General features: G+C 72.4%; 9 protein-coding genes. 1 reads left to right on the top strand and 8 read right to left on the bottom strand.

Features of this window, described 5'->3' with window-relative positions; translation table 11 throughout:
* Nucleotides 1-44 precede the first annotated feature (44 nt).
* The 3 genes from ABZ956_RS14780 to ABZ956_RS14770 form a co-directional block, all read right to left on the bottom strand.
* Nucleotides 45-479: a DUF6479 family protein gene (locus ABZ956_RS14780; RefSeq protein ID WP_361892238.1), complete on the bottom strand. Its 435-nt coding sequence runs from the start codon at nt 477-479 to the stop codon at nt 45-47.
* A gap of 64 nt (nt 480-543) precedes the next feature.
* Entirely contained in the window at nt 544-1,536 is a 993-nt protein-coding gene (locus ABZ956_RS14775; RefSeq protein ID WP_361892235.1) for a nucleoside triphosphate pyrophosphohydrolase, read from the bottom strand.
* A gap of 34 nt (nt 1,537-1,570) precedes the next feature.
* Nucleotides 1,571-2,191, bottom strand: coding sequence for a SurA N-terminal domain-containing protein (locus ABZ956_RS14770; protein WP_361892232.1), 621 nt, complete (start codon nt 2,189-2,191; stop codon nt 1,571-1,573).
* A 297-nt stretch (nt 2,192-2,488) separates the two neighbouring features.
* Here ABZ956_RS14770 and ABZ956_RS14765 point away from each other — a divergent pair, with 297 nt between their 5' ends.
* On the top strand, nt 2,489-3,940 hold the full coding sequence (locus tag ABZ956_RS14765; RefSeq protein ID WP_361892230.1) for a DUF2079 domain-containing protein: 1,452 nt from the start codon (nt 2,489-2,491) through the stop codon (nt 3,938-3,940).
* Here ABZ956_RS14765 and ABZ956_RS14760 read toward each other — a convergent pair.
* The 5 genes from ABZ956_RS14760 to ABZ956_RS14740 all read right to left on the bottom strand — a co-directional run bounded on the left by ABZ956_RS14760 (nt 3,924) and on the right by ABZ956_RS14740 (nt 15,379).
* Nucleotides 3,924-7,715 (bottom strand): hypothetical protein, encoded by a 3,792-nt coding sequence (locus tag ABZ956_RS14760; RefSeq protein ID WP_361892227.1) that lies wholly within the window; start codon nt 7,713-7,715, stop codon nt 3,924-3,926. The two genes, ABZ956_RS14765 and ABZ956_RS14760, sit on opposite strands and share 17 nt — an antisense overlap.
* A 17-nt stretch (nt 7,716-7,732) precedes the next feature.
* Entirely contained in the window at nt 7,733-8,041 is a 309-nt protein-coding gene (locus ABZ956_RS14755) for a hypothetical protein (protein WP_361892224.1), read from the bottom strand.
* A gap of 66 nt (nt 8,042-8,107) precedes the next feature.
* A complete protein-coding gene (gene mfd / locus ABZ956_RS14750) occupies nt 8,108-11,638 on the bottom strand; it encodes a transcription-repair coupling factor (protein ID WP_361892221.1) in 3,531 nt (1,176 codons plus the stop codon).
* Nucleotides 11,639-12,032: 394 nt separating this feature from the next.
* Entirely contained in the window at nt 12,033-14,594 is a 2,562-nt protein-coding gene (locus ABZ956_RS14745) for an FtsX-like permease family protein (RefSeq protein ID WP_361892218.1), read from the bottom strand.
* The gene (locus tag ABZ956_RS14740) at nt 14,591-15,379 is read right to left on the bottom strand and encodes an ABC transporter ATP-binding protein (RefSeq protein WP_361892216.1); all 789 of its coding nucleotides are present in this window, start codon (nt 15,377-15,379) and stop codon (nt 14,591-14,593) included. The genes ABZ956_RS14745 and ABZ956_RS14740 overlap by 4 nt, the downstream gene beginning before the upstream one ends.
* Between the last annotated feature and the right edge of the window lie 393 nt (nt 15,380-15,772).

The following is a 15,772-nucleotide window of genomic DNA, read 5'->3' as shown; positions in this document are numbered from 1 at the left end:
CGGTCGTTCGTGTCGTGCACGCCCCGACGCTACCCGCGGCCCCGCTAGTGGTGCCCGCCGCCGCCGCTGCCGAAGGCGCCGCTGCTGCCCGGGTCCCACTTCTTGCGGTCCTCGGAGAGCTCCTCGGGGTGGCTGCCGGGGTTGTTGATCTCGTGCGGCAGCACCCGCTCCCCGTTGGCCTCGGTCTGCAGGCGGTCCGACTCCCGGTGCTCGACGACGTAGCCGACCGCGCTCTCCTCGTCGTCGTTGTGCCCGGGGCCGTGGTCGGGCGAGGCGGGTCCCCTGTCGTGTTCCTGCCGCGTCTGCCAGGAGCCCTGGCGGCGCTGCGGCTGGGCGGGGGGCGGCGGCTCCCGGTCGCGCCAGCGCTGCCCGAAGTAGAAGGCCAGGATCAGCAGGGCGCAGACGCACAGCCCCACGATGAAGGGGGCGATGCCGCCGACCCAGTGCGGCAGTGCGAGGTCCATGTGGTCAGTGCGCATGGATGTCGGGTACCCGCCGGGCGCCGGGTCAAGACCGCGCCTGGGCCGAACGGGTGGCGGGGCGCTACTCCCCCGGCCGTTCCCCCGCCGCCGCCTCCGCGGCGAGGATCGCGTCCCGGTAGGTACGGGCGGCCGCCCGCAGCGCCGTCTCCGGCTCGGTGCCGGCCGCCTCGGCCCGTACGGCCAGGGCCAGCAGCTCGTAGCCGATGCCCTCCCCGGCCGGCGGGGCCACCTCCAGGCCCCCGGAACGGGCCCGGGAGGCGAGCTTCGCGGCGAGCGCGAGGGCCGGCTGGCCCAGCGGGACACCCTCGGTGACGGAGTCGCGGCCCTTCTCGGCGGCCTTCGTGCGCATCCAGTGCGCCCGCACGTCCTCCGGCGTCCGCGCGCTCTCCTCGCCGAAGACGTGCGGGTGGCGGTGGATGAGCTTGTCGACGATGGTGGCGGCGACGTCGTCGACGGAGAACGGCTCGTCCGCGTCGTCCTGCGCGATCCGGGCGTGGAAGACGACCTGGAGCAGAACGTCGCCCAGCTCCTCGCGCAGCGCCTCCCGGTCGCCGGTCTCGATGGCCTCCAGCAGCTCGTACATCTCCTCCAGGCCGTACTTCGCCAGGTCCTGGTGGGTGCGGATGCCGCTCCACGGGCAGGCCAGCCGGATCCGGTCCATGACCTGCACCAGGTCCAGCAGCCGGGCACCGGGCAGGTCGTAGGAGCCGGGCAGCAGCTCCAGCGCCGGCATCGACTCGCGGCCCGAGCCGGCCAGCCGGGCCAGGCCGTCGGTGAGGGCCGACTCCCCTTCCGCGGAAGTGATCACCACGGCGGTGCGCTGCCCGTCCGCGCAGTAGTCGACGAGCTCGCGGGCGGTCGGCGAGGCGTGTTCGACCTCGACGCCGGCCTCCCGCAGGTACGGCAGCTGCGGATGGCCGGCGTCGGCGCACAGCACCCGCCCGGCGCCGCGCAGCGTCTGCCACGCGGGCCAGGACAGCAGGCCGGGTGCGACCCGGTGGCTGGTGGTGAGCAGGACGATGCGGCCAAAGGAGTCGTTCACGCGGTCGTTCACGCGACCGAGCCTAGGCGACCGGGCCCGCGCGGGCTCACGCCGGCTGTTCGGGGCCGGCCGCGGCGGCCGGCCGCAGCCACGGCTCCAGCGCGGCCCGGGCCGTACCGCGCTTGGCGTCCCATGTGCCGTAGCGGGGATTGACGTCCACGCGCAGCGCGTCGGAGGTCTTCATCAGGACCTCGCCGGTGCGGGCCTTGCCGAGCTTGTCCTCCAGCTTGGAGCGGACCAGGCCCACCGACAGCTCCCGGTCGATCTGGCCCGGCGCGATGCCGGCCGCCAGGAACCGGGCCTCGACGGCGTCGGCACCGCCGAGCACCCGCTCGACCTGTCCGCGCCGCTCCTGCAGCTCCCGCCGGGTGACGTCCACGCCGTTGTCCCGGCCGGCCTGCTCGATGATCCGGTACTGGATCAGCCGGACGAGGGTGTCCTGGCCGAGCTGCGCGCTGCCCGCCAGCAGCTGCTCCCCCTCCGGCGAGGACCGCTGCGCCTCGCGGACGTCCGCCACCTGGCTCTGCAGCTGGGAGACGGTGATCCGCTCCTTGCCCACGACCGCCGCCGCACCCGGATGCGGTGCGGAACCGCAGCCGGTGAGCAGGGGCGCCGCGGCGAGCACGGTGGCGGCGGAGACGGAGAGCGCTGTCCTGCGGCGGATCATGGAGCCTCCCGGCGGAGATCGCAATCAAACAGGTGCGGGCGGTGCCCCTGGCACGAGGGGCGTGGTCGGGCGAAGGGCGGGCGACGGCCTGGCATGGAGCGATGGTCCGGCGTTGATCGATGGTAGGGAGTCCGCGTGGCCCAGGCCACTGATTCGGCCAACGATTCGCGGGGCGTCGGGATGCGCGCCTTCGCCGCCGTGTCCGAGGGGGATGTCCGAGGGGGCGTCGTAACGATCACGGTCGAGGACGCATACTTCAGACCGACCCCCGCAAATCAGCCCGAGGAGAAGCCGCCCATGGACTCGGCCACCGCCCCCGTCGCGGCACAGGACAGGAGCAGGGCCGAGAACGCGCCCGCACCGCGCCTCCGCGGCGCCCGGCTGCGCGCGCCGCGACTGGACCCGTACTGGGTGGGCGGCGTCCTGTTCGTCCTCTACACCACGCTCTCCGTCTGCCGGCACCGGCGGATGCTGACCATGTCGTGGGACCTGGGCATCTTCGAACAGGCCATACGGGCCTACTCCCGGCTCCAGACGCCCATAGCCGACCTCAAGGGCCCCGGCACCAACATCCTCGGGGACCACTTCAGCCCCGTCACCGCGCTGATCGCCCCCTTCTACCGCGTCTTCCCGACCCCGGTGACGCTCCTCGTCGTCCAGGCCGCGCTCTTCGCCCTGTCCGCCGTGCCGGTCGCCCGGCTCGCCGCCCACCTCCTCGGCCGCCGCCGCGGCCTCGCCGTCGCGATCGCCTACGGACTGTCCTGGGGCGTCCAGCGGGCGGTCGACTTCGACTTCCACGAGATCGCCTTCGCCATGCCCCTGCTGGCCTTCTCCCTGGAGGCCGTGGTGCGCGGCCGCTGGCGGACCGCCGCCCTGTGGGCGGCGCCCCTGGTGCTGGTCAAGGAGGACCTGGGCGTCACGGCCGCGGCCATCGGCGTCCTCATGCTCTGGCGGCTGCGCGGCGCCGGACGCACCCGGCAGGCCACGGCCTGGGCGGCCGGGCTGGTGGCCTTCGGGCTCGCCGGCACCGCCCTGGCCCTCGGCGTGATCATCCCTGGCTTCAACAGCGGCGGCGGCTACGACTACTGGAACAAGCTCAGCGGCGGCGACGGACCCGCCCCCGTCATCCCCGTCGACACCGCACTGCGCACCCTGGCGTGGACGCTGCTGCCCACCACCGGACTGCTGGCCCTGCGCTCACCGGTGCTGCTGGCCGCCCTGCCGACCCTGGGCTGGCGCTTCGTCTCCCACGACGACCACTACTGGGGCACCGACTGGCACTACAGCGCCGTCCTGATGCCCGTCGTCTTCATCGCCCTCACCGACGCCCTCGACCGGGCCCGCCGCAGCCGGCGCCCGTGGCTGCGCTCGTACACCCACCACCTGCCGGCGGCCGTCGCCGCCGCGGCCCTCGCGATGACCGCCTCCCTGCCCCTGTACGGCCTGACCCTGCCCGAGACCTACCGCGTCCCGCAGAGCGTCAAGGACACCGAGCGCCTCCTGGACCGCATCCCCGACGACGCCACCGTCGAGGCCGACATCGCCCCGATAAGCCGCCTCGTGAGCCGGTGCCGGGTCTTCTGGATAGGCGACACCCGCGGCGTCGTCCCCGACTACATCGCCCTGCGCCTGACCGACGGCAGGACCCCGCAGGACCTGGCCGGCGAGGGCCAGCGCCTGCACCCCGGCGTGAAGTACGCCGTCCTGGGCAGCGGCGGCGGGCACGCCGTGCTCAAGCGGGTGCCGTGACGTCGGCGAAGGGGACGCGGGCGAGGGCGGCGCGGATCGTGTCGGCGACGTCGGGGACGTTGTAGCCGAGGTAACGGAGGCGGTCGGCGACGTCGCGGAGGGGGCGGTTCAGGTGGAGGGCCGCCTCTAGGAGGCGGGAGAGGGGGACTTGGTCCTGCCACCTGAGCCAGTGGCCTCGGCCACTCTGATTGTGGCTGATCAGTTCGAGGTCGCCGGGTTCATGGTCGACCGATGCCGCCGGGACGGTGAAGCCGAAGCTCGAGAGACACTCCGCCACAGCCGAGGGGCTCCATCCCAGCGTCTTGGCGGCTGCCATCACATGCCCCCGGGGGACGTCGAAGGCAGGAGAAGCCCAGGGATAGCCCCCGAGCAGGTCATGACTCAACAGCGACAGCACATCGTGGTCCGGGTCGCCGGGCGGCATGGGCGGAACGGTGAGACCAAGGCCGGACAGCTGTGCGGCCACCTCCGCCGGCGACCGGCGCTTGCGCTTCGCGAAGGCAAGCAGCGAGCCCGGTGCGATCGGCTCCGTTACGGAACCGATCAGGTTCTTGAGGAGCTCCGCCTCCTCCTGTGTGGGACGGTCCGGCAGTCCCGCCCGATCGGCTGTGAATCCGAAGTCCGCCAGCCGTTCACAGACCTCGGTGACGGTGAGGTCCAGCAGCCTCGCGCATGCGGCGAGGTGAGCCGGTGGGACAGGACGGTCCCCGTCGAGCCACGGCGGGCCATCCGATTGACGAGCGCTCAGGAGGACGGTCTCGGCATGCGTCGGCCGCGTGGGAAACCCCGCCGCATCCGGCACCGTGAAGCCGTAACGGGTGAGTCGCCGACGCGCCTCTTCCCTGTCGATACCCCGCCGCAGCCTGGCGTAGAGCAGATGCATCACGGGGACCGGCTCATCAGTGGAGAGCCAGGGTGACTGGCCGTCCAGCCCCTGGCTGAGCACGGTCAGGTCGAGCGGGTCGGGATCGGCCACGTCCGGGTAGCGCTCGGGAACGAGATGGCGGAAGCCGAGTTCCACCGACCGCCGCGCGAACGCGCGCGGGGTGGTCCCGGCCTTTGAGGCTGCTCTCAAGACCTGCCCCGGCACCGCCGCCCGGACATCGGCCGGCAGCCAGGAACGGACCACGTCACCTCCGTCGGAGGCCACCAGGACGTCCGTCGGTAACGCGGGCAGCACGGCCCGGTCGGTGGTGATCTCGGGAACCGCGGCCGACAAGGCGGCCACTTCCCGCGACCACCGCTGCGCAAGGATTCTCCACAACAGCAGATGATCCGGCGGCTCCCCGTACAACGCCGCGATGCCGCTGGGGAATTCCGCTCTCTCCATCAGGCTGATATCAGCGGGGAAGCAGCCCACCGCTTCCGACGCACCACCGTGCCGGTCCAGGGGCAGTTTCACCCCGGCATCGAGGGCCGCACGCGTGATGATGTCCGCGACCAAGGGGTTCCTGTCAGCCACCGAGCAGACCCATGAGAAGGTCAGCAACCCGGAATCCGACCGGACCAGTTCTTCGGCCGCCGCCTCCAGCAGACGCCGCACCTGCGGCCCCACGTCGTTCAGCACCTGGGTCCGGTCGACCGACAGCTCCGCCTCCTGCTTCCCGGTCAGATTCACCACCGCACCGCGCAGGGTTCCGCCCAGGACGCCGGCCCGCGACGGCTGAACCAGCAATCCGTCGACCAGCAGGCCACCCCCGTCCTCACACCAGACGACCTGCCCGCCCTCGCCCTTCCAGGGCACCAAGGTGCCGTACGCGTCGAGCCCCTCCGATTCCCAGGAGGGACGACGCCTGGGCGACAGTTCCAGCGGCTCCCACGTCTCCTCCGTCCCGCCCTCCCCCTCGCACACCACGCGCGTACGGAACTCCGCCACCCCCAGCAGCGCACGCAGCGTCTCCGCGGCCGAGCGGTCGCGGCTGTCCTCGCGCAGGTAGAGCTTCACCGTCGTCCCGGGGCCGGTCCCGGGCCCCTCGTCGTCGCACTCCTCGATCTCCTCGATGTGGAAGAACTGGCCGGGCCCGGAGATGCGGACCCTCAGCCGACGCCCGACCCTGCACTCCCTGTCCAGGCGGCAGGTGGTGACCTCGATCTCGTCGGCCAGCATGAAGTAGCTCAGCACACCGATGCCGAACCGGCTGTTGGGATGCAGCGTCACCGGCTCGGGCAGCTGCGACCACTCGGCCTGCTCGGCGAGGTACTTGGGCTGGTCCACGAAGCGGGCGCCCGCCTCGGTGAAGACGCCGGTGAGCTGTTCCTCGCCCATGCCGACGCCGTTGTCGGTGCAGGAGAGGTACGCACGGCCGCACGCGTCCACGCCCTGGCGGAAGGTGATGTCCCCTTGGTACCCGAACGCGTCGGCGGGGAGCCGCAGCCGCTGGGCGTGGGCCCGCATCCGGGCCCGGCTGTAGCGGCACGCGTCCAGCGCGTTCTGGTACAGCTCGCGGATGGCCAGCGACGGGTTCCGGTACAGCCGCTCACCGACGAGCAGCTCCTGCACCGCGTTCTCGTCGAAGCGGAACCGCACCGCCTCCCGGGGTGGCAGTTCGCCGCCGTGGACGTCGAGCTGGACCACGGCGTCACCACCCGCGTAGACCGGCAGCAGACGGAGCTCGGGCGGCCAGGCGGCGTGTTCGCCGGCGCGGTGGACCGCGCGCAGCAGGGCGTCGACGCGGGTCGCGTGCTCGCGCAGCGCGGCGGCGACGGCGTTGTGCCGGCAGCGGGCCCAGAGCCGGCGTTCCCTGCCGTTGGCGCGGTGGTCCCACCTGGCCTTGTCGACGGCGTCGCGCAGCTCGGCCAGGTCGACGGCGCGGGAGACACCGAGGTGGTTGACGATCGTGGGCGGGAGCTCGGTGAGCTCGATGGCGAGCCCCCGGGCGAGCGTGAAGGCGACCCCGGCCAGTTGCTCGCGCAGCCGCTGCTCCCGGGACCGGCCCGGTGTGACCCGGCGCTCGCCCGGCAGGTGGGGCAGCCCGTCGATGCCGCACAGCTCGTGCGGGGAGGCGTCGGGGGCCGTGAGCAGCCGGTGGAGTCGCGGGCCGTCGAGAATCCCGCCCAGGGCCGTGTCCGCGGTACCCGACACGGCCAGGAGGTCGGCGGCCCAGGGCTCCTGGGCCACGTCCGGGTCGTGTGCCACCCAGCGGTGGAAGAGCCAGGAGCTGATCTCCCGGTGCCCGCTGCCCGGGTCGTCGGGGTCCAGCTTCGCCATCCGCCGCGCGAGGCGGTCGTGCCGGCGCAGGAACAGCTCGTAGCGCTTGCGGTCGGCGGCGGCGTCGAGCTTCCGGTGGGCGGCCGCCCTGCGTAATGCCCGGGTGTGGTGGAACAGGGGCAGCAGGCTGAGCAGTGCCGCTTCGGCCGGCGAGACCGTGACCTGCTCGTCCGACCAGATGTTGTCGAAGAGCCAGTCGGTGCGCAGGGCGATCCGCTCGGCCAGTCCGTCGTCCCGCCAGGGGTCGTCGGCCAGTACGGCGAAGGCTTCGTCCCGGGCGCTCGCCAGCCGACGGGCGATGGCCCGGGCCGCCTGCCGCAGCGGCTCCGGGTCGTGTCCCTCGTCGACGTGGGACCATGCCTCGCTGCCGTCGGCCAGGCCCTCCCACGGGTCGCGGGCGGCGGGCGCGGCGTGCGGCGCCGGCGGATCGGCGGCCGGGAAGACGTTCAGGACCTGGACGTAGCGGTCCCCGGTGTGCAGCTCGTTGCCCGTGCCGTTCTGCACGACCGCGTCCCCGCCGAAGTCGTTGCCGTGGACCCCGCTGCCCTTGCCGTCCTTGCCGCGCACGTGGGAAGAGCCTCCGCCTACGAGTCGAACCGGTGGGTGTCCAGGCGGTTGTTGTCGCCGTTCTGGATCACGGCCGGGCCGTGGAAGACATTGCCGTGCACGCCCTCGCCCTGGCCGCCGGCGGGCGGTGGGCCGGGCCGGCCCACCGCGAACGCCCCGTAGGCCGCCAGGCCCAGCCCCGCGAGCCCCACGAACAGACCCAGGACGCTGGCGATCTGATCCGCCCGGTCCAGCCCCTGGACCACCAGGAACACTCCGAGTCCGATCAGGGCCAGGCCCGACAGCAGGCCGCCGAGCCACCACTTCGCGTGCTGTGAGAGTGCCACCGCAGCATCATGGCCGTCCGCCCCGGGGCCGACAAGCGGATCCCGGCACTTCGGCCGGGCGTACCGCTAGGCCAGGATCGTCGTGAGGAACTCCCCGGTCCAGGCCAGCAGTTCGCGGCCGACCAGGGGCTTGCCGCCGATGGGGCGGGTCGCCGGGCGGGGTACCAGGATCTGCTGGGTGGCCGGCTTCATGACCGTACGCGGGTACAGGCGCTTGAGGCGCAGTTCCTGGGACTCGCGCAGGTCCACCGGGCCGAAGCGGACGTTGGGGCCCTGCAGGGTGATGTCCGAGACGCCGCAGGAGCGGGCGAGCATGCGCAGGCCCGCGACCAGCAGCAGGTTCTCCACCGGCTCCGGCAGCTTGCCGTAGCGGTCGGTGAGCTCCTCGCGGACGGCCTTGATGTCCTCCTCGCTGTTGGCGGAGGCGATGGCCCGGTACGCCTGCAGGCGCAGTCGCTCGCCCGGCGCGTAGTCGTGCGGGACGTGCGCGTCGACCGGCAGCTCGATCTTCACCTCGAGCGGTGCCTCCATCTCCTCCGCGCCGCCCTCCAGGGACGCGCGGTAGTCGGCGACCGCCTCGCCGACCATGCGGATGTAGAGGTCGAAGCCGACGCCCGCGATGTGCCCGGACTGCTCGCCGCCGAGGAGATTGCCCGCGCCACGGATCTCCAGGTCCTTCATCGCCACGTACATGCCCGCGCCCATCTCCGTGTGCTGGGCGATCGTGGCCAGGCGCTCGTGGGCGGTCTCGGTGAGCGGCTTCTCCGGCGGGTAGAGGAAGTAGGCGTAGCCGCGCTCGCGGCTGCGGCCCACCCGGCCGCGCAGCTGGTGCAGCTGGGAGAGGCCGAAGTTGTCGCCGCGCTCGACGATGAGGGTGTTGGCGTTGGAGATGTCGATGCCCGACTCGACGATCGTCGTCGAGACCAGCACGTCGAACTTCTTCTCCCAGAAGTCGACGACGACCTGCTCCAGCGCCGACTCGCCCATCTGGCCGTGCGCCGTCGCGATCCGCGCCTCGGGCACGATCTCGCGCAGCTTCGCCGCCGCCCGGTCGATGGACTCGACCCGGTTGTGGATGTAGAAGACCTGGCCCTCGCGCAGCAGCTCACGGCGGATCGCGGCGCCGATCTGCTTCTGGTCGTACGGCCCGACGAAGGTCAGCACCGGGTGGCGCTCCTCCGGCGGCGTGGTGATCGTCGACATCTCGCGGATGCCGGTCACGGCCATCTCGAGCGTACGGGGGATGGGCGTGGCGGACATCGTCAGCACGTCCACGTTGGCGCGCAGCTTCTTCAGCTGTTCCTTGTGCTCGACGCCGAAGCGCTGCTCCTCGTCGACGATGACCAGGCCCAGGTCCTTGAACTTGGTCTCGGACGAGAACAGGCGGTGGGTGCCGATGACGATGTCGACCGAGCCGTCGCGCAGCCCCTCCAGCACCGCCTTGGCCTCGGCGTCCGTCTGGAAGCGGGACAGCGCCTTCGTGACGACCGGGAACTGCGAGTACCGCTCGGAGAACGTGCCGAAGTGCTGCTGGACGAGGAGGGTGGTGGGCACCAGCACCGCCACCTGCTTGCCGTCCTGCACCGCCTTGAAGGCCGCGCGGACCGCGATCTCCGTCTTGCCGTAGCCGACGTCGCCGCAGACCAGGCGGTCCATGGGGACGGACTTCTCCATGTCCTCCTTGACCTCGGCGATGGTGGTGAGCTGGTCGGGCGTCTCCGCGTAGGGGAAGGCGTCCTCCAGCTCCCGCTGCCAGGGGGTGTCCGGGCCGAAGGTGTGGCCGGGGGCGGCCATACGGGCGGAGTACAGCTTGATCAGGTCGGCGGCGATCTCCTTGACGGCCTTCTTCGCGCGCGCCTTCGTCTTCGTCCAGTCCGCGCCGCCGAGCCGGTGCAGGGTGGGGGCCTCGCCACCGACGTACTTGGTGACCTGCTCCAGCTGGTCGGTGGGGATGTAGAGGCGGTCGCCGGGCTGGCCGCGCTTGGCCGGCGCGTACTCCACGAGCAGGTACTCGCGGGTGGCGCCCTGGACGGTGCGCTGGACCATCTCGAGGTAGCGGCCCACGCCGTGCTGCTCGTGGACGATGTAGTCGCCGGCCTGCAGGGTGAGCGGGTCGATGGTCTTGCGGCGGCGGACCGGCATCCGGCCCAGGTCCTTGCTGGCGGACTTCTGGCCGGTGAGGTCGGCCTCGGTCAGCACCGCGATCTTCAGCGCGGGGTCGATGAACCCGCTGTCGACGCTCGCGCAGGAGACGTGCACGACGGAGGGGGACAGCTGCGCCAGGTCCCCGTCGAGGCGGGCGGGGATGCCCTCGCCGCCGAGCACCTCGACCGTACGGGCCGCGGGGCCGTGGCCCTCGGTGAGGAAGACGGTGCGCCAGCCGTCGGCCACCCAGCCCTTGGTGTCGGCCAGGGCGCGGGCGGTGTCGCCGCGGTAGGTCTCGGGGGCGTGCATGCCGAGCGTGAGGGTGTCGCCGTCGAGGTCCTCGCCGGCGGCGAAGGGGCTGACGGACCACCACATCATGCCGAGCTCGCGGGCCCGGTCGCGGACGTCGGCGATGCCCCACAGGGAGGCGGCGTTCACGTCGATGGGCGCCTCGCCGCCACCGGCGGAGGCGGCCCAGGACGCCTGCAGGAACTCCTGGCTCGTCGCGACGAGGTCGGCGGCCCTGGTCCGGACCCGCTCCGGGTCGCAGACGACCGCCATGCTGCCGGCCGGCAGCACGTCCAGCAGCAGCTCCATGTCGTCCACCAGGACGGGGGCGAGGGACTCCATGCCCTCGACCGCGATGCCCTCGGCGATCTTGCCGAGCAGTTCGCCCAGCTCGGGGTGTTCCTTGGCCAGGGCCGCGGCGCGCTCCCGCACGGAGTCGGTCAGCAGCAGCTCCCGGCAGGGCGGGGCCCACAGGCCGTGCTCGGAGACCTCCAGGGACCGCTGGTCGGCCACCTTGAAGTAGCGGATCTCCTCGACGTCGTCGCCCCAGAACTCGATCCGCAGCGGGTGTTCCTCGGTCGGCGGGAACACGTCCAGGATGCCGCCGCGCACCGCGAACTCGCCGCGCTTCTCGACCAGTTCGACCCGGGCGTACGCGGCCGCGGCGAGCGCCTCGGTGACCTCGCCCAGGTCGGCGCTCTGCCCGCTGCGCAGGCTGACGGGCTCCAGGTCGCCCAGGCCCTTGACCTGCGGCTGCAGCACGGAGCGGATGGGCGCCACGACGACGGAGACGGGACCCGCCGCCGGGTCGTCCTTGCTGGGGTGCGCCAGGCGGCGCAGCACGGCCAGGCGCCGGCCGACGGTGTCCGAGCGCGGCGAGAGCCGCTCGTGCGGCAGCGTCTCCCACGACGGGTAGTCGACGACGCCGTCGGCGGGGAGCAGGGAGCGCAGCGCGGCCGCCAGGTCCTCCGCCTCCCGGCCGGTGGCGGTCACGGCCAGCACGGGCCGCCCCGCGCCCCGCGCGAGCGCGGCGATGGCGAAGGGCCGGGCGGCGGGCGGGCCGACCAGGTCGACGTGCGGCCGGTTGCCGTCGCCCGCGGCCCTCACCGCTTCGGCGAGCGCCGGATCGTTGACGACGGCGTCGAGCAGACCGTGCAGGCTCATGAAGGCTTTTCCGTCCCGGGGGTGGACAACGCGAACGGCCCGACACGGGCTGTTCAGGCCGAGCCGGGGGCCTCCAGCCTACGACGGCAGGCTGACACCCGCCGGTGCGTCGCGGGAGGGGCGGGGCCGGTTCGGCACCGCCGGCCGCCCAGCGGCGGGCTGATCTCCGTCGCGGCGGGAGGGGAGCCCCGGCCCCGCCCTTTCACCGTTTCCCGGGGGCAAGCCCCCGGACCCCCGGTTTGTGGGCAGTCGTTCCGCAGGGCGGAACGGGTGGGCACAAACCGGCCACCGGCCCGCACCCGGCGAACCGACCCCGGGCACGGGCAACGGCACCCGGCCCGGACGCGCACCCCCGTGTCGCGTCCGGGCCGGCATCCGCCGATCGCGGCGGCCGTCAGTCCGTCGCGATCGCGTTCAGCACGTTCATCCGCCCCGCCCGGAACGCCGGGACCAGCGCGGCAAGCAGGCCCACCACCGCCGAGCCGGCGAAGACCGCGGTGATCGTCGGCCAGGGGATGTCCAGGACCCCCAGGCCCTGCAGGGCCAGCAGCTGCTGGGAGGCCGTGCCCCAGGCCATGCCCAGGCCGAGGCCGAGCAGGGCGCCGAAGAGGGCGATGACGACCGACTCCAGGCGGATCATGCGGCGCATCTGGCGGCTGGAGAGGCCGATGGCGCGCAGCAGGCCGATCTCGCGGGTGCGCTCGACGACGGAGAGGGCGAGGGTGTTCACCACACCCAGCACCGCGACGATGATCGCCAGGGCCAGCAGGCCGTAGATCATGTTGAGGAGCTGGCCGACCTGGTCCTTGATGAGCGCCTTGTAGTCGGCCTGGTCGCGGACCTTGATCTGCGGGTAGTCGGCGACGGCGGCCTTGAGGGAGGCTGCGGCCTCCTTCTCCTGGCCGTCGGCGGCCTTGGCGAGGACCATCGCGTTCAGGGGCATGTTGTCGGCCGCGAGGTAGCCGCGGGCGGTGGCGATGTTCGTGTACATCGCACCCTGGTCGATGCTGGTGTCATCCGAGGTGATGGCGTTGACCTTGAGCTTCGCGGTGCGGCCGTCGGTCATGGCGACGGTCAGACGGTCGCCGACCTTGACGCCGTGGTCCTTGGCGTAGCCCTCGGGCACCGACATGGCGTCCTTGGCGTAGGCGTCGGCCAGCCTGCCGCCCACCGTCTCCGCGCGCACGTCGTCGGCGTAGGTGGGGCTCACGGCGGACAGGCGGTGGGTGGCGGTGCTGCCGTCGGGGGCGGTGATCCTGGCGTTGACGACGGTGTAGTCGGTGAAGTGCGCGACGTGGCGCGCGGACTTCAGGGCCTTGACCGCGGCCGGGCTCAGCGGCCCGTTCTCGCTCTGGATGATGAAGTCCGCGCCGACCGACTTGTCGAGCTGGTCCGTGGCCGAGGCGACCATGGAGGAGCCGACCACCGACAGGGCGGCGACCAGCGCGAGGCCGATCATCAGGGCCGAAGCGGTGGCTCCGGTACGGCGCGGGTTGCGCAGGGCGTTGCGCTCGGCGAGGCGGCCCACGGGGCCGAAGGCCCGCAGGACGACGGTGCTCAGGACGCGGACGACGAAGCCGGCGAGCAGCGGGCCGACGACCACGAGGCCGACGAGGCTCAGCAGCACGCCCAGGCCCAGCATCCCCGATCCGGCCGAGGCGTCGTCGGACTTCGCGGCGGCCACCAGGGCGGCCGCGCCCGCGCCGGACAGCAGCAGGCCGAGGGCGGCCCGTACCCGGCCGGCCTTGGCGTCGGCGGGGTTGCCGGCGTCGCGCAGGGCGGCCATCGGGGAGATCTTCCCGGCCCGGCGGGCGGGCAGGTAGGCGGCCAGGACGGTGACGACGACGCCGATGGCCAGGCCCACGGCGGGCGTGGTGGCCTTGATCGTGAGCTCGGAGGTGTCGAGCTTCATGCCTGTGGCGCCCATGAGCTCCATCAGCCCGACGGCGAGCGCGATGCCGCCGCCGATGCCCAGCACCGAGCCGACGACGCCCAGCATCAGGGCCTCCACCAGCACCGACCGGTTGACCTGCCGGCGGCTGGAGCCGATGGCCCGCATCAGGCCGATCTCGCGGGTGCGCTGGGCGACCAGCATGGAGAAGGTGTTGACGATCAGGAAGATGCCGACGAGGACGGCGATGCCGGCGAAGCCGAGCAGCGCGTACTTCATGACGTCGAGGAAGGAGCCGACGTCCTTCTTGTTCTCGGCCTTGGTCTCGGCGGCGGTGCGCACGGCGTAGTCCGTGCCCACGGCGGCGGTGACGCCCTTCTTCAGCTGCTCGTCGCTGACGCCGGAGGCGGCGGTCAGCCCGTAGCCGCTGTAGACGCCGGTGCTGCCGAGCAGCTTGGCCTGGGCGGTGGGGGTGTCGAAGTAGAGGACGGCCGCGCCGGGGTTGGTCGTCCGGTACGTGGCGATGCCGACGACGCGGACGGTGAAGTCGCCGGGGGTGGCGATGACCCGCAGCGTGTCGCCCTTCTTCACGCCGTGCTTGTCCGCCGTGTCGGCGTCGAGGACGGCCTCGCCGGCGCCGCGCGGCTCGTGGCCGCTGGTGATCTCGACGGACTTCTTCTGGCTCTCGTCCCAGTTGGTGCCCACGGTGGGGGCGCCGGAGCTGGGGCTGATGCTCTTGTTCTTCGCGGTGGCGACGGTGATCTGCTGGCTGGTGGCGTGCGGTTCGACCTTGGCGACGCCGGGCACCGTGGCCAGCTTCGCCTGAAGGGACGCCGGGAGGGTCTGCGGCCTTCCGGTCTCCTGGGCGTCGTCGTTCTTCTTGGGCGAGACGGCGACGTCGGAGGCGGTGGAGGCGAAGAGCTTGTCGAACGTGGCGTTCATGGTGTCGGTGAAGACGAGCGTGCCGCACACGAACGCCACCGACAGCAGGACGGCGATGGCGGACAGCGCCATGCGTCCCTTGTGCGCGAGGAAGTTGCGGAAGGAGGTCTTGAGGACGGTCACGACACCCGTCCCCGGGCGTCGAAGTTCTTCATGCGCTCGAAGACCGCCTCGGCGGTCGGACTGTACATCTCGTCGACGATGCGGCCGTCGGCCAGGTAGAGCACCCGGTCCGCGTAGGAGGCGGCAACGGCGTCGTGGGTCACCATCACGATGGTCTGGCCCAGCTCGTCCACGGAGCGGCGCAGGAAGCCGAGGACCTCGGCGCCGGCGCGCGAGTCCAGGTTTCCGGTCGGCTCGTCACCGAAGATGATCTCGGGCCGGGCGGCGAGGGCGCGGGCCACCGCGACGCGCTGCTGCTGGCCGCCGGAGAGCTGGTTGGGCCGGTGCTTGAGGCGGCCCGCCAGACCCACGGTCTCCACGACCCGCTCCAGCCACTGCCGGTCCGGCTTGCGGCCGGCGATGTCCATGGGGAGGGTGATGTTCTCGATGGCGTTGAGCGTCGGCAGCAGGTTGAAGGCCTGGAAGATGAAACCGATCCGGTCCCGGCGCAGCCGCGTGAGCTTCTTGTCCTTCAGGCCGGTGATCTCGGTCTCGTCGATGAATATCTGCCCCGAGGTGACGGTGTCGAGGCCGGCCAGGCAGTGCATCAGCGTCGACTTGCCGGAGCCGGAGGGGCCCATGATGGCCGTGAACTGCCCGCGGGCGATGTCCACGTCCACGTGGTCGAGCGCGACGACGCGGGTCTCCCCCGAGCCGTAGGCCTTCAGGACCTGACGCGCCTTCGCCGCGACGGCCGCATGCCTTTCGCTGCCCCCGGCCCGGGGAATCGATACAGCCGTTGTCACGGTGGGCTCTCCTAGTAAGTCTGCCGAGCTGCTGAAGTAATGGGTCAAAGCCTGCTGGAGCAGGGCCGCGGCCGCGATGGTGCTCGTATGTGTCTTCGGGGTGGGGACAGCCCCACCCCGGCCCCCCGGCCGTCCCCATGAATCTAGGCAGCGCCGGGGGTCTCCCTCCTCCTGCTGCGGTACGAACCGCGGGGAGGGGAACGTACGGAGGGACCCCTAAGGGACGCGGCCCCTCGGGGCGGCGGGGACTCAGGGTCGGACGCCTCCGATACGCACAACAGCGGAGAGAGCGCCTCAAGTGGGGTAACGAACGGCGAAGAAACCGTGAAGCCGGTCCCCGGGCAAGACAATTGGGGCTTGAGGGAATTAGTGTTCGGGTCTATGGCCGAGGGG

The organism is Streptomyces sp. NPDC046261 (assembly GCF_040646235.1).
GTDB lineage: Bacteria > Actinomycetota > Actinomycetes > Streptomycetales > Streptomycetaceae > Streptomyces.
Note: the sequence above shows the minus strand (reverse complement) of the source record. Positions and strands in the feature narration are given on the sequence as shown.